The 23,176-nt window shown below is 72.0% G+C and carries 15 protein-coding genes; 13 read left to right on the top strand and 2 right to left on the bottom strand.

Annotated features, from left to right (window positions below; translation table 11 throughout):
- The first annotated feature begins 81 nt into the window (after nt 1–81).
- Both GA0074692_RS19590 and GA0074692_RS19585 read left to right on the top strand, forming a co-directional pair.
- Nucleotides 82–1,497, top strand: a complete 1,416-nt coding sequence (locus GA0074692_RS19590; RefSeq protein ID WP_091646660.1) for a hypothetical protein — start codon at nt 82–84, stop codon at nt 1,495–1,497.
- A 16-nt stretch (nt 1,498–1,513) separates the two neighbouring features.
- Entirely contained in the window at nt 1,514–2,254 is a 741-nt protein-coding gene (locus GA0074692_RS19585; protein WP_091646659.1) for a hypothetical protein, read from the top strand.
- A gap of 63 nt (nt 2,255–2,317) precedes the next feature.
- On the opposite strand, the gene GA0074692_RS19580 is transcribed toward GA0074692_RS19585, so the two are convergent.
- Together GA0074692_RS19580 and GA0074692_RS19575 are read right to left on the bottom strand one after the other, a co-directional pair.
- The gene (locus GA0074692_RS19580) at nt 2,318–4,021 is read right to left on the bottom strand and encodes a tetratricopeptide repeat protein (RefSeq protein WP_141725345.1); all 1,704 of its coding nucleotides are present in this window, start codon (nt 4,019–4,021) and stop codon (nt 2,318–2,320) included.
- Nucleotides 4,018–5,934, bottom strand: a complete 1,917-nt coding sequence (locus tag GA0074692_RS19575) for a BTAD domain-containing putative transcriptional regulator (protein WP_091646657.1) — start codon at nt 5,932–5,934, stop codon at nt 4,018–4,020. The genes GA0074692_RS19580 and GA0074692_RS19575 overlap by 4 nt, the downstream gene beginning before the upstream one ends.
- A 461-nt stretch (nt 5,935–6,395) precedes the next feature.
- On the opposite strand from GA0074692_RS19575, the gene GA0074692_RS19570 reads away from it, so the two are divergent.
- The 11 genes from GA0074692_RS19570 to GA0074692_RS19520 all read left to right on the top strand — a co-directional run bounded on the left by GA0074692_RS19570 (nt 6,396) and on the right by GA0074692_RS19520 (nt 23,111).
- On the top strand, nt 6,396–7,019 hold the full coding sequence (locus tag GA0074692_RS19570) for a helix-turn-helix transcriptional regulator (protein WP_091646656.1): 624 nt from the start codon (nt 6,396–6,398) through the stop codon (nt 7,017–7,019).
- 200 nt (nt 7,020–7,219) lie between these two features.
- Nucleotides 7,220–7,600, top strand: a complete 381-nt coding sequence (locus tag GA0074692_RS19565; protein ID WP_091646655.1) for a hypothetical protein — start codon at nt 7,220–7,222, stop codon at nt 7,598–7,600.
- Nucleotides 7,600–11,208 carry an AAA domain-containing protein gene (locus tag GA0074692_RS19560; protein WP_091646654.1) on the top strand — a complete coding sequence of 1,203 codons (3,609 nt, stop codon included), beginning with the start codon at nt 7,600–7,602 and terminating at the stop codon, nt 11,206–11,208. The genes GA0074692_RS19565 and GA0074692_RS19560 overlap by 1 nt, the downstream gene beginning before the upstream one ends.
- Nucleotides 11,209–11,528: 320 nt before the next feature.
- Nucleotides 11,529–12,989, top strand: a complete 1,461-nt coding sequence (locus tag GA0074692_RS19555; RefSeq protein WP_141725344.1) for a glycoside hydrolase family 16 protein — start codon at nt 11,529–11,531, stop codon at nt 12,987–12,989.
- Nucleotides 12,990–13,119: 130 nt separating this feature from the next.
- Nucleotides 13,120–14,364, top strand: a complete 1,245-nt coding sequence (locus tag GA0074692_RS19550) for a hypothetical protein (protein ID WP_091646652.1) — start codon at nt 13,120–13,122, stop codon at nt 14,362–14,364.
- A gap of 346 nt (nt 14,365–14,710) precedes the next feature.
- A complete protein-coding gene (locus GA0074692_RS19545) occupies nt 14,711–15,655 on the top strand; it encodes a glycosyltransferase (RefSeq protein WP_091646651.1) in 945 nt (314 codons plus the stop codon).
- A 134-nt stretch (nt 15,656–15,789) separates the two neighbouring features.
- Nucleotides 15,790–17,727, top strand: a complete 1,938-nt coding sequence (locus GA0074692_RS19540) for a WD40 repeat domain-containing protein (protein ID WP_425413394.1) — start codon at nt 15,790–15,792, stop codon at nt 17,725–17,727.
- 223 nt (nt 17,728–17,950) lie between these two features.
- Nucleotides 17,951–19,708, top strand: coding sequence for a YveK family protein (locus GA0074692_RS19535; RefSeq protein WP_091646650.1), 1,758 nt, complete (start codon nt 17,951–17,953; stop codon nt 19,706–19,708).
- Nucleotides 19,701–20,639: a glycosyltransferase family 2 protein gene (locus tag GA0074692_RS19530; RefSeq protein WP_245730377.1), complete on the top strand. Its 939-nt coding sequence runs from the start codon at nt 19,701–19,703 to the stop codon at nt 20,637–20,639. The genes GA0074692_RS19535 and GA0074692_RS19530 overlap by 8 nt, the downstream gene beginning before the upstream one ends.
- The gene (locus tag GA0074692_RS19525; RefSeq protein ID WP_425413346.1) at nt 20,629–22,221 is read left to right on the top strand and encodes a lipopolysaccharide biosynthesis protein; all 1,593 of its coding nucleotides are present in this window, start codon (nt 20,629–20,631) and stop codon (nt 22,219–22,221) included. The genes GA0074692_RS19530 and GA0074692_RS19525 overlap by 11 nt, the downstream gene beginning before the upstream one ends.
- Nucleotides 22,218–23,111 carry a sulfotransferase domain-containing protein gene (locus tag GA0074692_RS19520; protein ID WP_091646648.1) on the top strand — a complete coding sequence of 298 codons (894 nt, stop codon included), beginning with the start codon at nt 22,218–22,220 and terminating at the stop codon, nt 23,109–23,111. Before GA0074692_RS19525 ends, GA0074692_RS19520 begins: the two co-directional genes overlap by 4 nt.
- The last annotated feature ends 65 nt before the right edge of the window (nt 23,112–23,176 follow it).

Below are 23,176 nucleotides of genomic sequence, written 5' to 3'. Positions count from 1 at the left end.
TGGCGCGGTCCGCCGCGCCACTACCTCGACCACCACCGTCGGCCATCCGTCCGGCGGTCCACCTGAGACGGAGGTACGTCCGTGGCAGAAGCAGCCATCGTACTGAACACCACCGCCGGCCTGACCGGATTCATCACCGGGCAGGCACGCGGTCTGACCGAAGGTCTGTTCCAGGTCACCGGCTTCAACGACGCCCGCTTCGAGAAGGAGATGCCGCTGGACATGCTGGCGTCGCCGAACCCGCTCGGGGAGAAGCAGGTCGTCATGGTCCGGGGCAGCCAGTCCGTGGAGCACGTGTACTGGCTGCGCTACCTGCGCCGGGGCAAGGTCGGCGTGACCGACCGGAAGCGGGTCTGTGTGGAACTGCTGGTGCGGTTCACCACCTTCGACTACGTGCCGAAGGCCGGCCAGGACCTGAAGGACCGCCACCTGAACGCGCTCGCCGACTACCCGATGTGGGGCATCTCGGGACTGAGCATCTCGCTGATGGCCACCGGCCGGGGCCGGAACCCGTTCAACAAGTTCAACGAGGTCGGCAGCCTCGCCTTCGACGTCACGCCGGTGACCGGCGGGCTGCCGCACTTCCGGATCAACTACCGGGTCCAGCACCAGGCCAAGACCGTCATGGGGGCCACGCTCGCGCTGAACCACAACGACGTCGGCGCGTTCCTGGTGCACAGCAACGGCCTGCTGGAGATCGCCCCCGGCGAGGGACGGACCGAGAAGCACTTCCGCATCACGCCGCTGAGTGGACGGGTGCACAACCGGCCGAGCCTGATCGGCGCGGCGAACGCCCCGGCCCCCGGCCGGGTGTCCCTGCTCACCGCCACCCAGATCACCCGGAGTCCCTGGCAGGCCGCGAACGCGCTCGCCGCCCACGAGCACGACAGCCTGCGGGTGATCGGGTTCGACCAGCTCGACGGCCCGGACACGCTCACCGTCGACAGCGCCGCCGCCAACGGTGTGGTGGCCCGGGCGGGCCAGAACGGCCGCCAGGGGGCGATGCGGCTGGAGTACATCCGCAACGGCGCCGTGCTGGGCAGCCAGGTCCGCACCAAGATCAGGGTGTTGTTGCTGCTCCGCTACACCCTGGTGCACTACTTCACCGATCCCGACCAGCGCGGCCACCGCCAGGTCGTCCAACAGAACGGCGTCCGGTACGCCAGCTTCCGGGACGTGTCGCTCACCGTGCTGGACACCGTCGCGGGGGATCCGCTCGTGGTCGGCGAGGACGGCACCAAGTACGACATCAAGGCGATCAAGAACCGGTTCCACGAGACGTCGACGCTGCGGTTCGGCGCGCGGGTCGAGGAGGTCAACGGTCAGGTCGGGGCCCAGGTCAAGATCAGCTGGCGGGCCCAGCACGCGGGTGTGGTGGGCAAGTCCCAGTCCCACGACAACACCGGCAACTTCCGGCTCGGCGTCGACCAGTCCGGCAACCCGGTGCTGCGCCTGCTCGACGAGGACAGCAACAAGTACTTCACCGTGACGGCCTGACAGGGGAGCAGCCGAGATGAGCAACTACCCGGAGACCTTCGACCCCACCGGACCAGCCGGCCTGGAGGAGGCGCACTACTACCTGAACTGGACGGCGGTGAGCGCCGCCCGGATCCTCGCCGAGCAGCCGGAGACGAGTTGGGAGCTGTTGCCCAGCCTGCTCGGCGAGAACTGGGGCGACCCGAACTGGTACCAGAACAACGAGTGGCTGGCTGACTTCTACGACGCCGTCTACCAGTACACCAGCTCGCTGCCGCCGGTCGAGATCTTCGCCGTCGACGAGTTGGACGAGCCGGCGACGGACATGGCCCGCGTGATCGACTCGGTGGTGCAGACCTGGACGACCGCCGCCGCCCACCAGGACCCGGAGGCCGACGAGCAGTCCTACGACGAGCAGTCCTACGACGAGCAGTTTTACGACGAACAGGGCCAGTGGGTCGAGCCGGACCAGTGGACCACCGGGCAGGACCAGTGGACGCAGCAGGATCACGGCAACGGCCATGACCCGTCCGTCGGTCAGCACCCCGAGGCGGAGTACGACCCGGTGGTCGACCCGGAGACCGGGACCGGCGACCAGCCGGACCTCGCCCAGCAGGAGCCGCTGAGCCACGTCGACCCGGATGCCGCCCGGCAGGTCCTCGCCAAGGTGCTCGACGACGAGGCGGACGACCTCTCGACGGAGGACGAGCAGATCCTGGCCACCGTGCTCACCGTCGAGAAGTTCCAGTACCTGGCCCGCGAGTTCGACCTGGTCTGACAGACGGTCCCGGCCCGCCACCGGCCGGATCCGCCGGTCCGGTCCCGCGCCGGCCGCCCCGCGTCACCCGATGCCGGGCGGTCGGCCGGCGGTCCGCCACCGGCCGAGGTCGTCGATCCGGTCGGCCTCCCGCCGATATGTCGCCTGCTCGACGGCGGTGAGGCCGGCGGCCGGGCCGATCCCGGCGAGCAGCCGCAGACTGCGTAACCGGCCGAGGAAGTGACCGGTCTGCCGGTGCGTCGCCAGCGCGTCGCGCGCCGTCCGTGCCGCCGCCACCGGATCCCGGACGCTCAGCGCCTCGGCCCTGGTGACCAGGGCATGGCCCATCCAGACCCGGTATCCGGCGGTTCGGGCCACCTCCCACGCCTGCCCCGCCACGGCGAGCGCCTCGACCGGATCGGTCCGCCGGTGCACCTCGGCCAGCCCGATCAGGGACTCGGCCTGCTCACCGTGGGCGCCGGCGGCCCGGGCCAGCGCCAGCGCCCGCCGGTGCTCCGCCACCGCGGCGTCGCCGTCCCCCCGCCGCAGGTGCACGGTGCCCAGCACGTTGCGGGCGGCGGCCTGCTGGGACGGGTCGCCGACCAGCTCGGCCAGGGCCAGCGCGGACTCGGCCAGTTCGACCGCCCGGGTCAGGTCGTCCGCGTGTACGTGCAGCGCGGCCAGCCGCCGCAGGCTCTCCACCTCCGTCGGCCGGTAACCGGTCTCCCGGCTCACCTCCAGCGCCTCGCCGAGGTGGGCCAGGGCGTCGTCGTACCGGCCGAGGGCGTGCTCGACGTCCCCGAGATTGCTCAGGCTGATCCCCGTGTTCATCCGCATTCCGGTGCGCCGGGTCAGCGCCAGCCCCTGCCGGAAGACCTCCTCGGCCTCGCGTAGCCGGCCCATGTCGCGGTAGATCACCCCGAGGTTGCCGAGACTGGTGCTCAGCCGTTCGGCTCCGCCGAGCCGCTCGTGGATCTCCACCGCCCGCCGGGTCAGCTCCGCCGCGTCGGCCAGCCGTCCGGCCCGCAGGTGCATTAACCCGCAGGTGCCGTACGCCGCCGCCAGTCCCTCCGGCCAGTCCGCCCGGGTCGCCGCGTCGATCATCGCCGTCGCGTGCTCCAGGCCCACCCGGTACTCGCTGCGGCGCAGGTGCAGGCTGGCCAGTCCCAGCCGGCTCGCGGCTTCGCCCGCCTCGTCCCCGGCGGCCTGCGCGGCCCGCAGCGCGTGGGCTGCCGCCAGGAAACCGTCGCTGTGCGGGCGGAACTGGTAGTACCCGCGCAGCGCGTCGGGGATCCGCCAGGCGGCCGGGTCCGCGTGTTCGGCGGCGTGCGCGACGACCCGGACCAGGTTGGTGCGTTCCGCCTCCAGCCAGGCCATCGCCTCGCCGGCCGAGGCGAACCCCGCCGCGTCGTCGGCTGAGCCGAACCCTGCTGCGTCGTCGGCCGAGCCGAACCCCACCGCCTTGCCCGCGCTGGCGAACCCTGCCGCGTCGTCGGTGCCGAGGTCCCCGGTCGACGGCAGGCGCACCATCTGCGGGTAGGTCGCCGCTGCGGCGGCCTCGGTGCGTCGCCGGCACCAGGCGTAGAGACGTCGGGTCGCCGCACTCAACTCCGGTGCCGGATCCTCGGCGGTGGCCCGCTCCACGGCGTAGATCCGCAGCAGGTCGTGGAAGGTGTACCGGCCGGTGCGCGGCTGCTGCACCAGGTGCGCGGCGGCGAGCCGGTCCAGCTCCCGCGCGGCCGTGGCCTCGTCGACCGCGGCGACAGCGGCGGCGGCCGGCACCGTCACGTCCGCCCGGGCGTCGGCCCGAGCAGCCGGAACAGCCGGCGGGTCGAGGCGGGCAACGCCGCGTACGACAGGTCGAAGGCTGCCCGGACGGCGGCCTGGTCGTCCCCCTCGACTCGCAGCCCGGCGAGCTGGTTGCCCGCGCTGAGCCGGGCGGTGTGGGCGCTGATCGGCCGCCCCGGATGGTCGGTGAGGTCGGCGGCGGCGATCCGCAGCGCGAGCGGCAACCGGGCGCACACCTCGGCCAGTTCGGCGATCTCGGCGGGATTGGCGGCCACCTGGTCGGCCGGGATGATCCGGGTGAGCAGGTCGCTGGCTTCGGCCCCGGTGAGCACGTCGAGGGCGATCCGGCGCGCGCCGTCGACCGCGACCAGCCCGCTGAGCCGGTCCCGGCTGGTGACCAGCGCCAGGCAGCCGGGGGTGCCGGGCAGCAGTGGCCGTACCTGGTCGGCGGTGGCCGCGTTGTCGAGCAGCAGCAGCATCCGACGGCCGTCGAGCAGGGTACGGAACATCGCGGCGGCCTGGCCGGGGTCGACCGGTATCTGCTCGGCCGGCACGCCCAGCGCGTGCAGGAATCCGGCCAGCGCCTCGCCCTCGCGGACCGGGCTGGCCGTCGAGTAACCCCGCAGGTTGACGTAGAGCTGCCCGTCCGGGAAATGCCGCCGTACCCGGTGGGCCCAGTGCACCGCCAGGGCGGTCTTGCCCACCCCGGCCATGCCGGTGAGCGTGGCGACGACGACCGGTCCACTGCTTCCGGTCGACGCGTCCAGCAGGGCGTCCAGCGCGGCCATCTGGCTGCTCCGGCCGGTGAAGTGGGCGACGTCGGTCGGCAGTTGGGCCGGCGGCCGATGGTCGGGCACCCGGGGCGGCTCGGCCGGACGAGCCGGGGCGGGGGCGGCCGGCGCGGTCCGCGCCGCGATCACCGGCAGGTCCTGACGCAGGATGCGGAGCTGCGCCTCGCGCAGTTCTGGTCCGGGCTCGACGCCGAGCTGGTCGGCGAGCCGGTCCCGCAGCTTCCGGTGCAGGGCCAGCGCCCGGGCCTGCTGACCGCAGGCGGCGAGGGCGAGCATCAGCCGGGCGTGCACCTGCTCGTGCAACGGTTCGTGGCTGGCCACCGCGCTGAGTTCGCGGACCGCCCGGTCGGGCAGCCCCAGCTCGACGGCGAGGGTCGCGTACGTGACGGCGGTGGCGATCCGACGGCGGTTCAGGGCGGCGGCGGTCGGGTGCTGGGCCAGCCCGGGGCCGAGGTCGGTCAGCACCGGCCCCCGCCACAGGGCCAGCGCCTCGGCCAGCCGGTCCAGGCTCGGCAGGTCGCCAGCGACACTGCCCTCGGCCCGACCGATCAGGGCGGTGAACCGGGACAGGTCGAGCTGACCGGGACCGACCCGTAGCTGGTAGCCGCCGCCGGTGTGGACGATCGTCGTACTGCCGCTGCCGCTGCCGCTGCCGCTGCCGCTGCCGCTGGAGGGCTGGGTGAGTGCCCGGCGTAGTCGGGCCACGTAGGTGTGCACCAGGTTCAGGCAACTGTCCGGCGGGTCGTGCCCCCACAGGACGTCGACGATCTCCTGCCGGGAGACGGTCGTGTCCGGATGCAGGGCGAGCAGCCCGAGCAGCATCCGCTGCCGACCCGAGCCCAGGGCCACCGGCTCCGCGCCGACCCGCAGACTCAGCGGACCGAGTACCCCGATCGCCAGCGCCCCGGCCCGGTCGGGCGGCTCCGGGACCGGCGGCTCCGAATCGGGCGTCCCGATGGCCTCGGTGATCCGGCGCAGCGACTCCGGGCGGGGCGAGCGTACCCGGCCCTGTTCGATGTCCCGCACCGCCCGGACGCTGATCCCCGCGCGGCGGGCCAACTGCTCCTGGGTCAACCCGGCGCGCAACCGCCGGATCCGCAACTCAGCGCCGTTGTCCGCCATCAACCCGGCTCCCCTGTCTGGACCCCCGTGACTCACCGGCCGTCGCCGGGGCAGGTGCTCCGCCGGTTCTGCCGGTCAGTTGACCATGATCCTCTACCGGGACCGGCAGCGACAGTGGAGTGTGAGCGGTCCGACCGCGCACGGTGGACGGTCCGGCCGGGCAACGCTTCTGCCGGTTTCTGCCGGTGCCCGTCCGGCACCCCGTTGCCCGTACGGGCAACCACCCAGCTCGACGCGGGTGTGATCGGGAAGGGCGGTCGATGGGGCCGCGTCCAGTACGCCGCCAGTGTCCGAGCCCCCGAATTCTCTACCGTTTGAGGCCGGGTCGGACCACCACAGCCTGCTGGTCCCGCCCGCCACCCGTGATCTCAACGCTTCGGCGACCCGACGGCCGGCCGCAACCCGGCGACCGGGGACGCCGTACCCCGAAGCCCGTTCGACACCACAGGTAAGGAACTGTCATGACCGGTCGTACGCAGGCATACATCCGTACCCCCGACCCGATCTCCACCGCCGGTATCACCGCCGCGCTGCGCGGGCGGATGGAGATCGAGGTCGTCGAGGACCGGATCACCGCCGAGACCGTCGGCGTGGTCGCCGCCGACACGCTCGACCAGGACGCGCTGGACCTGCTCCGGGCCGTCCGCCGGTTGGGCTGCCGGCGGTTCGTGCTGGTCGCCACCGTCGAGTCCGACACGGCCCTGATCCCCGCCGTGGAGCTGGGCGTACGCGCCCTCGCCTCGCGGGCCGAGGCGACCAGCCACCGGCTGGCGCAGCTCGTCGTCAGCACCGCCTCCGGCGGCGCCGCGATGCCGCCGGACGTGCTCGGACGGCTGGTCAAGCAGGTGACCCGGTTGCAGCAGACGGTGCTCGCCCCGCGCGGCATCGACGTCAACGGACTGTCGCACCGGGAAAGCCAGGTGCTCCGGCTGGTCGCCGACGGGATGGACACCCGGGAGGTGGCCACCCGGCTCAGCTACTCGGAGCGGACCGTGAAGAACGTGCTGCACGACATCACCACCCGCTTCCAGCTCCGCAACCGAACCCACGCGGTCGCGTACGCCGTCCGCGAGGGCCTGATCTGACCGGTCAGGGGCGTCGTCTTCCACTTCGACCAGCGTGACCAGGTGCGGAGTCTGGCCCGGCGACCCTCCACATCAGAGAGACGACCACTCCGTGTTGGAATATCTGATCCATATTGGACAACGATCGGGAAGCTGACAGATGGGGCCACTCGCCCGGCGGCCTCCGTAGCCTTGCCAACGCCGCACATCGAGGAGGTTGCGTGTCTCACGTCCGAATCCAGGTCGACTTCACGCCGGTGGCCGACGACGACGAGTTCGTCCTTGGCCAGCTGACCGATGAACTGGCGGACGACCTCCGCGAGGTTGGTGAGGTGGAGCGCGTCGAGCAGCCCGTCACCGACCCGGATGCCAAGGGCGTCGGAGAGTTGGCGCTCGGCGTGGTGACCGTACTGGCGGGCGCCGAGCCCGGGTACGTGCAGGCTCTGGTCGACGTGGTCCTGGCCTTCCTGCAACGCCACACCGGTCGCCGGGCGCACCTGCGGGTCGGCGATATCGAGCTCATCATCGACCGACCCACGCGCAGCCAGACCGACGAACTGATCAGGACGGTGCAGGCAGCGATCGAAGGATCCCGTCGCTGATGGGGCGGCACGCCCTGCTGCTCGGAACGGCAATCTGCCACGTCGAGCGCGAGCTTCAGCCTCTTCCCGCGGTACGACAGGACGTGGCGCAGCTCAAGGCATTGTTGGACGCTGCCGGCCAGTTCGACTCCGTTCGCACCGAGCTGGACCTGCCGGCTGCGCATCTGCGTCAGGTCGTCGAGGAGTTCTACAGCGCGCGGACCACCAGCGACCTGGCCCTGCTCTACTACTCCGGTCATGGCGTACTGCACGGCGACGGACAGTCACTGTTCCTGGCTGCGACCGACACCGTGTGCGGGCAGTTGCACGCGACCGCCTTCGACGTCGACGGTGCCCTGCGTCATCTGCTCAACCACACGAAGGCCAGCCAGAAGGTGGTTCTGTTCGACTGCTGCTTCTCCGGGGCGTTCACGGCCAGACACCGTTTCCGTGGCGGTGCGCGCGAGGAGCCGCGGCGCACCAAGCGTGAACGCGGCACCTTCATCCTCACCTCCAGCAACCACATGAAGGCGTCCAAGACGCAGGGGGAAGACCGGCCATCGGTCTTCACCGAGGTGCTCCTGACCGGTCTGTCCGGTGCGGCCGGGGGGACGTCGGACGACGGCTGGATCACCACCAACGACCTCTCCCGGTACGTTCCGACCGAGATGGCCCGACGCCGTCAGCACCGGCCCGTCGAGTCGAGCGAGGGAATCACCGAGCCCATCCGACTGGTGGCGATACCGGGTTCGGTCGCTGCCGCGGAGCAGACCGTAACCGCCACAGCGAGCGCGGCGGACGAGGCACCGTTCGACGCGGACCAGTGGCGTCGCCTGGTGACCTACTACGTCAGGTGCATGCAGCGGTCGACGGTGCTGCAGTCGTTCATCGATCCCCGGGCAACCAACACGTACGTGGCGGCTCCGCCCGGGCCGGAGGCCGTCTTTACCTCGGAAACGCCCGTTCGGCTCAGCGGTACGGCTGCCAAACTCGCCGCGCGAGCCCGAGCCGATGGCCGGGAACTGCAGTACGGCTATCCGGTCGTCGCCGTCCGTCCCGGTCGGCAGCAGGCACCACGGCTGGCTCCGCTACTGGTCTGTGACGTCACGGTCGGCACGGACGACGTCCTGCACCCCTCCTTCCCACCCCGTCCCAGCCCGGCCCTCGTCGACCTGTTCCAGCTCTCTGAGGCGGAGACCGACGAACTGCTGCAACGCGTCGAGCAGGTCTTCGTGGCGGGTGATCTCGTCGCCCTCGCCGCCACCGTCGATCTGCTCATGAAGACGTTCGGGCTGAATCCGGTGGTTGAACTCGATCCGGCGATGCTCGCCGGAGTTATCCAGCTGGGACGGTTGAACGGGGCACAGAACGCGGCCATCCTCTATGCCGTCGACGCGACCGAATCGCCACAGCGGCAGCTCATCGATGACCTGCGGGGGATGATCAAGAATCCGAAGCTCATCGAACGGACCGCGCTGGGCGCGCTGGCGCTCCGTCCGGACGAGGCACCTGCGAAGCCGGTCGTGACAGTGGCGCTGAGCGCGGCGAACGAAGCACAGGAAGAGATCATCCAAGCGGCGATGTCACAACCGTTGACCGTCGCCCAGGGGCCGCCGGGCACCGGTAAGAGCCAACTGGTCACCGCCCTGTTGGCCACCGCCACCGCCGCCGGTGAGAGCGTGCTGATCGGTTCCACCAGCAACCAGGCCGTCGACTCCGTGCTCGGCCGGGTCACCGACCTGATCGGTCCGGGCCTGCTGCTGCGGACCGGCAACAAGGAGCACCGGCAGCAGGAACCCAAACATCTTGCCGACATTCTTGCGGCGTATCCGGCAGCAGAGCAGCGGATGATGCCGGACGACCGCACGGTCCTGCACGAGTTGCGCCTGCTGGCTGACGAAGCTGGCGCCCTCCGTGAGACGCTGAACCAGCGGCGTCTGATTGAACGCGATCTCGCTGACCTGGCCATGGAGCGCAACTCCGACTCGGGTGCAGACGCGGTTGCGCTGCCAGACGACGACGTCAATCTGGCCCGGCTCGTCCATCTGACCGACCGAGCCCTCGCCAGCAGGTGGTTCGGGTGGTGGTACCGGTGGCGGCTGCGGTCGTACCGGCTGATCGACCGGGACGCCATTGAGGCGCTGGCCGGGCGGGCGGTGATCGAGCTGCGCTGGCGGGAACGGCGGCAGCGCCTCGCCGAACTGCCCGATGCCGACGTCACCTGGCGCAGACTGGTCGCCCTGATCGGCACCGAACGCCCCGCCCGCAGCGTCGAACTGCTGCGCGTACAGATCGCCCGCCGGGTGGCTGCGGGAGCACGCATCCTGCAGGACAGGGCCGACGAGATGGCCAAGTCCCAGTCGGACAGCTGGTCCTACTTCCCCGAACTGCTGCAGGTGCTGCCCGGCTGGGCGGTGACCGCACTGTCTGCCCGGCGGCTGCGCAGAAGCCCCGCCCTGTATGACCTTGTGGTGATCGACGAGGCTGCGCAGTGCACCATTCCCGCGATCCTGCCCATGCTCTACCGCGCCAAGCGCGCACTGATCATCGGCGACCCACGTCAGCTCCCGCCCGTCGTGGACCTGCCCGAGGCTGACGACGTCGCCGAACGGGCCCGGGCCGACCTGAGCACCGGATGGTTGACGCCACGACGACTGACCTACACCGGCCACTCCGCGTACGATGCGTTTGCCGCCGCGGCGGGCGCGACGTATCTCCTGGATGAGCACTATCGATGCCACCCGGACATCGTCGAGGCACCGAACCGGGAGGTCTACCAGAGTCGGCTCACCGTGCTGACCGATCCGGCCCGGCTGGCCGCCCCGGCCGAGCCGGCGGTGCGCTGGCACAACGTCCCCGGAAGGTTCAACCCTGGGACCACCGGTTCCGGGCTGAACCAGGTGGAGATCGATGAGGTTGTCGCCGAGGTGGCGCGCCTGCGGGCGACCTATCCTGATGTCTCGATCGGGGTGGTCACGCCGCTTGCCGCGCACCAGCGTCGCCTGGCTGCGGCCCTGAGCAGCGCCGGCCTGACCGACAACCTTCTCTGCGCGACCATTCACAAATTCCAGGGAAGCGAACGGGACATCATGGTCGTCTCGCCAGTTGGGGCGCACGGGATTCCGGATCGCACCCGAGGCTGGCTCGCCCATCAGACCAACCTGTGGAATGTTGCCATCACTCGGGCCCGATCCCAGCTTGTCGTGGTAGGTGACCAATCATGGTGGTCTGGTCAACGCGGGTTGCTCACCGCTCTGGCCCGCGGCAGCGATGTCGCTCGTGCTGCGCCTGACGCCACTACGGGGCCAGCTGACCTGTTGCACCGTGCCCTTCGCAGCACCGGTCTCGTCGTCCGCCGTGACGTCCCCGTAGCCGGACGGATGGTCGACCTCGTGGTGCGCAGCGCGAATGTCGAGCTGGCCATGGTCATCGACGATCCGGCAGGCGATTCCGATGGTCGGGAACTGCGTAAGGCGCTTGCGCGTCTCGACATCACTGGTGGCGTCATGCCTGTTCGTCGAGTACCAGCATGGCGCTGCCTGGCCGAGCCGGAGCAGGTGGCCGCAGAGGTGACTGAGGACCTCCGCCGATCAGAGCACAATCAGACCGGGCATAGCGTGAGCGGATGATCCAGACCAACGAGGAGGCGGGAACGCGGGAACGCCGACCGGGTAGAAGCGGTCGACGCCTACTGGCCGATGCAGCCGTCGATCCGTTCGCGCAGCAGGTCGACGTGACCCCTGCTCTGCACGACGTCCTGCCGGGTGGCACGGTCGAATAGCATGGGACGCCACCCGGCAGAAGCAGCGGAGCGACGCTCGCAGTCGGGGGCGAGTCTTAGCAGAGGGTGAAGTTGCGGTTCGGCGCTGGTTAAATCCCAGCTACCTGGTTAGCGTGCAGCTACTTTTTGTCATCGACAGCCCGAGTTCGACCTGTCCCGGGGAGTCCGATGTTACGACGAGGTTCAGCGATCGCCCTGGTGGCGGCGGGGACCACGGCCCTGCTGACCCTGTCCGTGCTGCCGCTCTTCGCCGACGACGACACCTCGGTCACGATGGGCGCGGTCGCGGACACCACCGCGACCCAGGTGGTCCATGACGGGGACACCAGCGTCAAGACGACGCTGTCCAGTTGCCCCCGGCTCTGCGACCGCAACCCGAACGGCCGGCGGGACGCGTTGTTGCAGTTCGACGTGACCGCGCTGCCCGCCAACGCCCGGGACGTCCGGGCGGTCCTGCGGGTGCACGCCTGGCAGCCCTTCACAGCCCGGGTGTTCGCCCACTTCGCCGTCGGCGCGGCGAACTTCGGCGGCGACTGGACCGAGCGGCCCTCCCTCGGCCCGGCCCTGGACGGTGTCAACGAGGTCGGCAAGGGGCACAACGAGTGGGACGTCAGCCGGGCGGTCACCGGTAACGGCTCCTACACCTTCGCGCTGACCCAGCAGAGTCACCACACCCGGATCTACTGGGCGTCCCGGGACAACTCCCGCCCGGAGTTGCGTCCCCAGCTCGTCCTGACCTACCGGGACGGCGGGGGAGCAGCCCCCACACCGTCGCGGACGACGGCCGCCCCGGAGCCGTCCCCGAGCCGGACGACCGCCCGACCGACCCCGGCGCCGACCACGGCGAAGCCCAGTCCGTCGGTCAGCCCGAGCCGACCCACGCCGAGCCCGACCCGGACCGCGCCCGGCCAGGTGCCCGGCTGGCGGCTGGTCTGGAACGACGAGTTCAACGGCCGGTCGGTCGACTATGCCAAGTGGAACCTGCGCACCGGTGAGGCGCGGGACATCGACAAGGGCTGCAACACGAACAGTCCACAGAACACCTTCGTCGCGGACGGCGTGCTGACCCTGCGCGCGCTGCGCCAGACCACCCAGTGCGGCTCGCAGACCCGGCACTACACCCAGAGCTACCTGGACACGATCGGTCGGCACTCCTGGACGTACGGCCGGTTCGAGATGCGGGCCGAGTCGCCGAACGGCCCGTACGACTCCCGGGGGCTCTGGCCGGCGTTCTGGCTGCGCCCGGAGGACGGCGGCCGGGGCGAGATCGACGTGGTGGAGCTGCCCGGCGGCAACCAGTACTACCGGTCCGCCACCCAGGCGATCTTCTACGACTACACTCCGGTCAAGCAGGACCAGCGGTGGACCTTCCCGAACGACGGCCACCCGGGCGACGGGTTCCACACGTACACCACGGAGTGGGAGCCGGACGCGATCCGCTGGTACATCGACGGCCGCAAGGTCTACGAACGCAACCGCGCCACCACGCCCTGGTTCGACGAGGTGTTCCACAAGCCGTACAACCTGCGGTTGAACTTCCAGGTCGGCGGCTGGCTCGGCGACCCGGACGCCGGGACGGTCTTCCCGGCCGACTTCCGCGTCGACTACATCCGGGTCTGGCAGCGCTAGGGGCCGTACACACCCGTACCCGGCCTGCACCCGGCCCGCACTGGCCGCCCGGTGCGGGGCGGCGGCGACCGTCCCCTATGGTGTCGGCGCAGGCGTCGGCGTGGGGCGGGCGCGGACAGGGGGCGGCACGGTGGCGCAGCGGCGGGACGGCGACCCCCGGGAGCGGCAGGACGGCATCGGCTGGGTGACCCGGGCGGTCTTCCCCGACCCGCGCCTGCGGTTGTCGGTCTCCCGGGAGCAGTCCGCCGCCACCCAGCGGGACGCGGCCGGGGCGACGACCGTCCGGTACGCGGTGGTGCCGTCGGTGGAGCGCGCCCGGTTCCTCCTGCCGCTGGCCTCGCGGCGGGTCGGCGCGGCCTCGACGTGGGCGTACAACGCCCTGAGACCGCCCCGGGTGCGGCTCAACCGGCTCGCGGTCGGCCTGCTGGCGGGAGTGGGGGCCACCGGGGCGGCCGGCATGCCGGTGCTGACCGTCGCCGTGCCGGCCGGGGTGGAACCGGCCGAGGTGCTCCTCGTCGACCACCTGGCCGCCGCGCTCGGCGGCCGGCTGCACGCCGCCATCGGCATCCGCCCGCCCGACCCGCACCACAAGCCGACCCTCCAACTCTTCGACGACCGGGGCCGCCCCCGGGGGTACGCGAAGATCGGCTGGAACGACGCGACCCGCGCCATGGTCCGGGCCGAGGCGGATGCCCTACGCGGCCTGCCTCGCGACGGCGGCGACCTGCCCGACGCGCCCCGGCTGCTGGGCGAGGTGAGCTGGGGTGATCTCGCGGTGACCGTGGTCGAGCCGATGCCTGCCGGGGTGCGTGGCCTGCGCCGACCGGAGGAACCCCGGCTCACCGCGATGCTGGCGGTGGCCCGGCGCGGTGGCCCGCCCAACCCGGACCGCCCACTGCGTGGCTCGCCGTTCCTGGCCGACCTGGCCGCCCGCGCGGAGGTGGCGGGCGGTCCGATCCGGGCGGCCGTGGCCGCGCTGGCCGCCCGGGACGGCGAGGTGGCCCTGGAGTTCGGCGACTGGCACGGCGACTGGGTGCCGTGGAACCTGGGCACCCACCGGGGCCGCCTGATCGCCTGGGACTGGGAGAACGGCGGCACCGACCGGCCGGTCGGCTTCGACCTCGCCCACCAGGGCTTCCAGACCGCGCTGTCCCTCGGCGGACGGCCTGCGGCCGAGGCGGCCGAGCAGATGCGGACCCTCCTCGACCGGCACGGGCCGGCTCTCGGGCTGGACGCCCCCCGGCGCCGGCTGGTGGGTGACGCTTATCTCATCGAACTCTGGCTACGGACGGCCGAACTCGCCGCCGGTGGTGGCGGCTGGAGTCCGAAGCTGCATCCGGCGCTACTGGACCTGCTGGCCGCCCGGCTGCCGTAGCACTGTCGGGAAGCCGACCGCGCGAACCCTCCACATCGTAGGCAATCATCAGATCGATCCCTTTCGGGATCGCGAGTATTCCTCTAATGTTTCAGCGCTCGGTCGTGGTTCGCCGTGTCGGCCTGCCACCGGAGCGTCCGGGTGGGGGCCCGGACGTGACCCGGTGGGCACATCGCCGGCCGGACCCGACCCCGCGCCGGACGCCGACGTGCCGGTGGTCGTGTCGTCGCTCCTCGTTCCGACGGTCCCAGCCGGCCGACCGTCCGTACCATCCAGGAAGGACGCCCGTGGCGTTGCCCCACCTCCGCACCGTCCGCGCGGTGCCGACCGGCCGGGTCCGGCACCCGTGACCACGCTGCTCGTCGCCTCCACCGGCGGTCACCTCGCCGAACTGCACGACCTCGTGCCCCGGCTGGGCGTACGGGACGACTGCGTCTGGGTCACCTTCGACTCACCACAGAGCCGGTCGCTGCTCGACGGGGCGGAGGTCATCCACGTGCCCCCGGCCGCCAGCCGGGACCTGGTCGGCGCGGTACGCGACCTGATGGCCGCCCGGCGGGTGCTGCGCGGCGGCCGGTTCAGCCGGGTGATCAGCACGGGGGCGAGCGTCGCGGCCTCGTTCTTCCTGCCCGCCCTCCGGTCCGGGATGGCCTGCCAGTACATCGAGAGCGCAACCCGGACCACCGGACCCTCGCTCACCGGACGCATGGTCGCCCGCCTGCCGGGGACGGGGCTCTACACCCAGTACCCCTCCTGGGCCGACGGCCGCTGGCGCTACGGCGGCTCGATCTTCGACGCGTACGTGCCCCGGGAGTTGTCCGTCGCCCGGCCGGTCTCCCGGGTCGTCGTCACCCTCGGCACCCAGACGTACGGGTTCCCCCGGCTGCTGGAGCGGCTGGTGCGGATCATGCCGCCGTCGGCCGAGGTGCTGTGGCAGGTCGGGCCGACCCGGATTCCCCGGATGCCCGTCGACGCCCGTCCGGAGGTGCCCTTCGCCGAGATGCAGCAGGCGATGCGGGAGGCGGACGTGGTGGTCACGCACGCCGGGGTCGGGTCCGCGCTGACCGCGCTGCGGGCCGGCCAGCGGGCCGTCTACGTACCCCGTCGCCGGTGCCACGGCGAACACGTCGACGACCACCAGCTCGAGATGGCCCGGGAGCTGGACCGCCGGGGACTCGTCCAGGCCCGCGAGGCCGACGAGGTCACTGAGGCGGACCTGCACCTGGCGACCCGGTGGACGGTCACCGCCCGGAAGGAGGTGACGCCGTTCCGATGGACGGACCCGACCTGATTCCCGCACGGTCCGCGACGGCCGAGTTACCGAACGGCCAGACCGGTCGGGTGATGCGCGCCGGTCACCGGCGCAGCAAGCTACGCCTGTCTCACTCACTCCTTGGGGGCCGCCCAGTGTCACGCAGAACGTCAATCCGAGCGGGACGGAGCGGGGCCGCAGTCCGCTGGCTCGCCGCGCTCTCCGTTCCGGCCCTGGTCACCACGCTGCTGGTGTCCACTCCGGTCGGGGCCGCCGACTTCACGCCGGTGGCCAGCACCCTCACGTCGCCGAACCCGGTCGACACCACCCCGCACGCCCAGAACGGCGACGTCAAGGCGTTCGCCGAGATCGGTGACACGGTCTACGCGGGCGGCAGCTTCACCTCGGTCAAGAGCCCCGGTGATGCCGGCTGGACGACGCGCAACTACCTCTTCGCGTACGACCGGGCGACCGGCGCGCTGAAGACCTCGTTCGTGCCGGTGCTGGACGGCGCGGTGCACGCGCTCGCCGTCAACCCGGACGGCAAGCTGATCGTCGGCGGGAACTTCAAGAACGTCAACGGGGTGTCCCGGAAGAACCTGGTCGCCCTGGACCCGGCCACCGGCGCCACGGTGGCCTCCTGGGTCGGTCGCAGTGACGGCGGTCAGGTGCGGCGCACCATCGTCCGGGGCAACGACCTCTACATCGCCGGCGCCTTCCACTGGATCAACGGCACCGAGCACTCGCTGCTGGCCCGGCTCAACGCCACCACCGGCGCGATCGACTCGACCTTCCAGATCGACGCGTCGGTGGCCCGGACCAGCAGCGAGCTGGTCTGGGGGCTGGACGTGTCGCCGGACGGCGGCACGCTGGTCGCGGTCGGCAACTTCACCCTGGTGAACGGGCTGTCCCGGAACCAGGTGGTGATGGTCGAGCTGGACGGCACCCCGGCGGTCGCCGACTGGAGCACGCAGCGCTACGTGCACCCCTGCTCCAGCGCGAGCTTCCCGTTCTACGCCCGGGACGTCGACTTCTCCGACGACGGCAGCTACTTCGTGATCGTCGCGGACGGCGGCCGGGCGGCCGGGGCGTACTGCGACACGATCGCCCGCTTCGAGACCGAGACCCGGGGCAGCGCGATCGACGGCACCTGGGTCAACTACACCGGACACGACTCGGTGACCTCGGTCGAGGTGGCCGACAACGTGGTCTACGCCGGCGGGCACTTCCGCTGGCTGAACAACTCCAACGGCAACGACGCGGCCGGTCCGGGCGCGATCGACCGGTACGGCTACGGCGCGCTCGACCCGATCAACGGCATGCCGCTGGTCTGGAACCCGCAGCGCAGCGGCGCACCGGCGGGCACCACCAACTGGGGCCCGATCGTCTGGGAGCTGTGGCGGGGCAGCACCGGCATCCACGCCGGCTTCGACAACGACGGCACCGGCAACGAGTACCACGGCCGGATGGCCCTCTTCCCGCTGGCCGGCGGTCGGGTCACCCCGGCGGTCAACGCGCCGCAGACCACCCCCGGCTACCTCTACCTCGGGCACGAGGACGGCGAACTCACCCGGCTGCCCTTCGACGGCGGCGCGACGCTCGGCACGCCGACCGTGGTCGACCAGCCGAACATGGTCGACGCGGGCGCGGCGTTCATCGTGCACAACAAGCTCTACTGGTCGAAGAACAGTGACCTGAACATCTCGATGTTCACCGGCGGCACGGTGGGCGGCCCCTGGGTCGGCAGCGGCTACAACGACTGGTACAACACGGCCACCATGAGCGGGGCTTTCTACCTCAACGGTCGGATGTACTACACCAAGGCCGGCCAGAACACGCTGTACTACCGCTACCTGGAGCCGGACGGCTACACCGTCGGCGCCTCCGAGTTCACCGTCCCCAGCCAGGGCGTGAACTGGGGGCAGGCGCGTGGGTTGACCTGGGCGAACGGCAAGATCGTCTACGGTGTCAAGCCGCTCCTCGGCCGAGGCGACCTGTGGACGGTGCCGTTCGACGGGACGGCCGTGGACGGGGCCGCCGCGGTGCGGATCGCCAGCGGAACCCGCGATGTGGACTGGTCCAGCCCGACGCTGTTCTACGCCACGTCCTGACCACGCCCCGGTGCGCCCCGGCGCACCGGGCACGACGACGACACCCGGCCGGCCCCACGAGGGCCGGCCGGATGTCCGTAGGAGATCCGACTGACGTCCGGGCGACCGGGGGAGGGACCTGAGGCCGCCAGTCGACGACAATGGGAGGAACGGCCGTCCGCGAGTGTGGGTCGACCACCGGCACTCCCGTACAGCCCCCGCCGCACCCAAGAGGACCTGTTTGATGGACGCGACCGACGTCGCCCGGCCACGCCCTGTCGGGGTGGCAGATCTCGCGCGGATCCCGCTGCGTCGCTGGCGTACCGTGCTGGCCGCGACGGGGCTGCTGCTGCTCCTGGTCGTCTCCTACCTCGTCTTCATTCCGGCCGTCTACACCGCGACGACCGTGGTCGTGGTGCGGCCGGTGGTGACCGACCCGTTCTCGCTGCCCGCCGGTGGCGCCGACCGGGCAGTCAACATGACCGCCGAGACAGGCATCGCCACCAGCAACGACGTCATCGACCGGGTCGCCCAGATCACCGGCCGGGAGGTCGAGGAAGTGGCCACCGCGCTCAAGGTGGAGACCCCGGTCGGCGGGCAGCTCCTGCGGTTCACCTACGCCGGGCAGAGCGAACAGGGCGCGGTCGCGGGCGCGAACGGCGCGGCCGAGACATACCTCAGCCTCCGCAAGGGGATGTACGAGGACCAGCGCGGCGCCGTGCTCAAGTCGTACGACGACACCATCGCGCTGGTCACCACACAGCGGGCCACCACCCAGCGGCAGTTGCCGGAGGAGGGCTCGAACAGCGGCCCCCGGACCAGCGCCCTGCTCGACCAGATCCGGGCCCTCAACGACCAGCTCGCCCAGCTCGCCGAGCAGCGCTCGAAGATCGCCTCGGCCGACCTGAGCCCCGGCTCGGTCACCAGCGCCGCCCGCGCGCCGGTCCCCTCGAACCGGGACTCCGCCCCGATCTTCGTCCTCGCCGGGCTGCTCGGCGGCGTGCTGGTCGGCACGCTGCTGGCCTTCGTCCGGGAGGCGATGGACCGCCGGGTGCGCTCGGCCAACGAGGCGTCCGAGATCATCGGCTCGCCGCTGCTCGGCACGGTGCACCGGGGCACGGGCGACACCGCCACGTCCGACATGCGCTACCTCGTTCTCGCCCTGAACCAGTGGGTCGAACGGCCGAGACCGGTGCCCCTGGTGGTGCTCTCCAGCGACGAGGACGAGGGCCGCGCCCAGGTGAGCGCCGGGTTGGCCGCCGCGTTGGCCGAGTCCGGCCACGACGTGCGGCTGGGCAGTTCCCCGGAGAGTCTGGAGCAGATCCGGCCGGTCCTGCTCGCCGCCCAGCGACGTGTCCCGCCGGTGGCACCAGCCACCCGGCCCCAGCTCACCAACCCTCTCCCCACGCCGCCCCCCGTCGAGTTGATCGCGAAGCCGCGCGCGACCGACGGTGCCGCCCCGCCCCGCTCGATGGACGACACCGTGCAGATCTCGGCAGTGCGTACGCCCCGACCGGCGGGCGGGGCCGCCCCGGCCGCCGGCCCCGACGACACGGTGCTGATTCCCCCGGTCCGCAAGCCCCGGCCCAGCCCGGGGCCGGAGCCCAAGAACGGCGGCGTGTACCGGTCCGGGACCACGGCCGAGGCACCGAAGCCGGCCATGCCGCCGGCCGCGACCGCCTCGGCCAGCGTTCCGGTCACCCCGGTCACCCCGACCGCCTCGGCTCCGGCGGCCGACGACCGGACGGTGCGGATCGGCGCCGGCGTCGTCCGGCTCATCCGTGATCTCGACTCCGGCGACGACCGGGGCCTGGTGCTGCTCGACGCGCCGGCCGCCACCCGCGACGACCGTGGGGTGCGGATCGCCCGCGCGGGCTTCGCGGTGCTGGTGACCGCCCGGGACAAGACCCGGACGGCCCGCCTCAGCCGGTTGGTGGAGCGACTCCGCGCCGCCGGGGTGAACCCGGTCGGCTTCGTGTTGACGAGGGATGGACGTGACTGACCTGGCACCGACCGACGAGACGTACCCCCGGGTGACCGCGGTGATCGCCACCCGGGACCGCCCCGGCCTGCTGGAACGGGCCGTGCAGGCGGTGCTGGACCAGGACTACCCGGGCGAGGTCGAGTGCGTGGTGGTCTACGACCACTGCGACATCCGGCCGCTGGAGGTCCGGGTGCCGGACCGGGGACGGACCCTCACGTACGTCAACAACACCCACCGGCAGGGACTGCCGGGCGGCCGCAACACCGGCGCGGACGTGGCCACCGGCGAGCTGATCGCCTTCTGCGACGACGACGACCTGTGGCTCCCCGCCCGGCTGACCCGGCAGGTCGACCTGCTCCGGGCCCGGCCGGACGCGGCGGCGGCGAGCTGCGGCATCCGGTTGCAGGGGCCGGGCATCGCCAAGGAACGCCGGCTCGACCGGGACGAGGTCACCCTGACCGACTTCCTCGCCGACCGGGTGATGGAGGTGCACTCCAGCACGATGCTGGTCCGGCGGTCCACGTGGGACGCGATCGGCCCGGTGGACGAGGAGATCCCCGGCGGCTACGGGGAGGACTACGAGTGGCTGCTGCGGGTCGCCGCGCACGGGCCGGTGGTCATCGCCCCCGAGGTGCTGGTGGTGGTCGACTGGCACGGCGGGTCGTTCTTCTTCGGACGCTGGGCGACCATCGTCGAGGCGTCCCGCTATCTGCTCGACAAGCACCCCGAGCTGGCCGGTAGCCGGACCGGGCTGGCCCGGATCCACGGTCAGATCGCCTTCGCGCTGGCCTCCGGGCACCGTCGGGGGGAGGCGCTGCGGGAGTTGGTCCGGGTGGTCCGGCTCAACCCGGTCGAGAAGCGGGTGCTGGTCACCCTGCCGGTGGCGCTGGGTCTGATCTCCGGGGAACGGGTGTTGAGCCTGGCGCAGCGGCGGGGGCGTGGTGTCTGACCCTGCTCCGACCACCACGGCCGGGAGTGAGGTCCGGCGGGGCACCCGCAGCGGGGCGGTCGGGCTGGTCGGCGCGGCCGTCAACGGGCTCCTCGGGTTCGTACTGACCCTGGTGATCGTGCGCGGCTTCGGCCCGACCGGCTCCGGGGCGATCTTCACCGCGATCGGTGTCGTCACGATCGTCGGCGTGCTCTGCTGCGCGGGCGCGGACACCGCTCTGGTCTGGGCGATGCCCCGGCGACGGCTGGGCACCCGGGGCGACGCCGCCCGACTGCTCCCGGTGGCGCTGATTCCCACCCTGCTCGGGTCCGTCGTGGTCGCCGTGGTCGGGGTGGCCCTGGTCGGCCCGCTCGCCCCGGTCCTGTTCGACCGGCCCGGCGGCGACGGGCCGGCGCTGCTGCGGCTGGCGTTCGCCACCCTGCCGTTGACCGTGGCGATGACCGTGCTGATCGCCGCGGTCCGTGCGGTCCGCCCGGTGACCGCGGTGGTGGCCGTCCAGTACGTGCTGGTGCCGCTGGTCCGGCCGCTGCTCGTGCTGGCGGCGGTGGCCGGTGGCGCCGGGGTGGTGCTGGCCTTCGGCGGCTGGCTGTTCCCGGCGGCCCTGGCGGCGTTGGCCTGCGCGTTGATGCTGCTCGGCCCGCTCGGTCTGACCTCGGGTGCCGGGCTGCGCCCCGAGCGGGCCGACTGGCGGACCTTCTGGGGCTTCGCGTTGCCCCGCGCCGCGTCGGCGGCCATCGACGCGAGCAGCATGTGGCTCAGCGTGCTGCTCACCACCGCGCTGGCCGGGCAGGCGGACGCGGGCGTGCTCGGCGGGGTCGGTCGGTACGTGCTCGCCGGGCTGCTGGTCATGCAGGGGCTCCGGGTGGCGGTCGCGCCGCAGCTCTCCCGGTTGCTGGGGCAGGGCCGGACGGGCGACGCCGCCCTGGTCTACCGCCGGACCACCATCATGATCATCGTCCTCTCCTGGCCGGCGTACCTGGTCCTCGGCTTCTTCGCCCCGGGCTTCCTGAGCCTGTTCGGCCCGGAGTTCGGCGCGGGCGCGACCGCGATGACCGTGCTGGCCGGCGCGATGATGGTCAACTCCGGGGTCGGGATCGTGCAGACCATGCTGCTGATGAGCGGCAACAGCGGCCGGCACCTGATGGCCGCCGCGACCGGTCTGGTGCTCAACGTCGGCCTGGCCGTCGTCCTGGTGCCTCGGCACGGTGTGCTGGGCGCGGCGGTCGCCTGGGCGGTCGGGATCGTGGTGGAGAACCTGCTCGCTGCGCGGGCCGCCCGGACCGCCGTCGGCGAGCCGCTGCTCACCGGTGCGGTGCTGCGGGCCGGTGCGCTGGCCGGCGCGGGCACCGCCGTGGTCGCCACGGTCGGTGCGACGGTGGCCGGCCGGGGGGTCGCCGGACTGACGTTGACCGTGGCGTTGTTGCTGGCCGGGGGCCTACTGCTGCTGCTCGACCGCCGGGTCCGTCGCGTGGTGCGGGCCGCTGCGGCGACGCTGCGACCGACCGCCGGGAACCGGCACGACGAGGGTGCACCCGACCGGACGGCGGTGGCCGGAGCCGGCGGAACGAAGGAGATGGGATGACGATCCGGGATCGGGCCAAGGCGGCGCTGCCCACCGGGGTACGTACGCGGGTGCGCGGCTCGCTGGTGCGCTACGGCGAGTGGACCAGCGACCAGCGTCCGCTGCCGGACTTCCTGATCACCGGGACCAAGCGGGGCGGGACCACCTCGCTCTGGCGGTATCTGCTGGCGCACCCGCTGGTGCCCCGGCTCTTCCCGGCGTGGAACACCAAGACCTCGCACTACTTCGAGGAGAACTGGGGCCGGGGCGAGGCGTGGTACCGGTCGCACTTCCCGACCGCGCGGCAGCGCCGGGCGCTGGAACGGCGACACGACGGGCCGAGCCGGGTGGGGGAGGCCGCACCGCTGTACATGTTCCACCCGCTGGCCGCGCAGCGGGTCGCCGACCTGCTGCCCGACGTACGGCTGATCTTCCTGCTCCGGGATCCGGTGGAGCGGGCGTACTCGCACTGGAAGGAGCGGCGTACCGAGGGGAAGGAGCCGTTGGACTTCGCCGAGGCGCTGGCCCGCGAGGAGGAGCGGACGGCCGGCGAGCGGGAGCGGCTCGTCGCGGACCAGACGTACTTCAGTGAGCCGTACGACTGGTACACCTACCGGGCCCGGGGCCGGTACCTGGAGCACCTCGAACCCTGGCTGGCCCGGTTCGACCGGGAGCAGATGCTCTTCCTGCCCAGCGAGACGCTCTACCGTGAGCCGGCCGCCACGTACGCCCGGGTCCTGGAGTTCCTCGGCCTGCCGACGCATCAGCTCGACCGGTACGAGGTGTTCAACGACCGGCGCAGCAGCGCGATGGACCCGGCGGTCCGGGCGGAGCTGACCGGGTACTTCGCGCCGCACAACGACGCGCTCGCCGCCCGGCTGGGCATGACCTTCGACTGGTCACGCCCGTGATCTCGTCGTAGGGGCGGGAGCGGCGCGTCGTAATCAAAAAACGGACATAGCCCTCTAAATTGGGC

It is taken from the genome of Micromonospora pallida (assembly GCF_900090325.1).
Taxonomy (GTDB): Bacteria; Actinomycetota; Actinomycetes; order Mycobacteriales; family Micromonosporaceae; genus Micromonospora; species Micromonospora pallida.
The sequence above is the reverse complement of the archived record's forward strand: the minus strand, read 5'-3'. Positions and strand labels throughout refer to the sequence as shown.

Excerpts from the sequence above, each read along its gene's own strand:
- GA0074692_RS19585 (WP_091646659.1), top strand. The coding sequence starts at position 1,514 with ATGAGCAACTACCCGGAGACCTTCGACCCCACCGGACCAGCCGGCCTG.
- GA0074692_RS19575 (WP_091646657.1), bottom strand. The coding sequence starts at position 5,934 with ATGGCGGACAACGGCGCTGAGTTGCGGATCCGGCGGTTGCGCGCCGGG.
- GA0074692_RS19570 (WP_091646656.1), top strand. The coding sequence starts at position 6,396 with ATGACCGGTCGTACGCAGGCATACATCCGTACCCCCGACCCGATCTCC.
- GA0074692_RS19560 (WP_091646654.1), top strand. The coding sequence starts at position 7,600 with ATGGGGCGGCACGCCCTGCTGCTCGGAACGGCAATCTGCCACGTCGAG.
- GA0074692_RS19555 (WP_141725344.1), top strand. The coding sequence starts at position 11,529 with ATGTTACGACGAGGTTCAGCGATCGCCCTGGTGGCGGCGGGGACCACG.
- GA0074692_RS19535 (WP_091646650.1), top strand. The coding sequence starts at position 17,951 with ATGGACGCGACCGACGTCGCCCGGCCACGCCCTGTCGGGGTGGCAGAT.
- GA0074692_RS19520 (WP_091646648.1), top strand. The coding sequence starts at position 22,218 with ATGACGATCCGGGATCGGGCCAAGGCGGCGCTGCCCACCGGGGTACGT.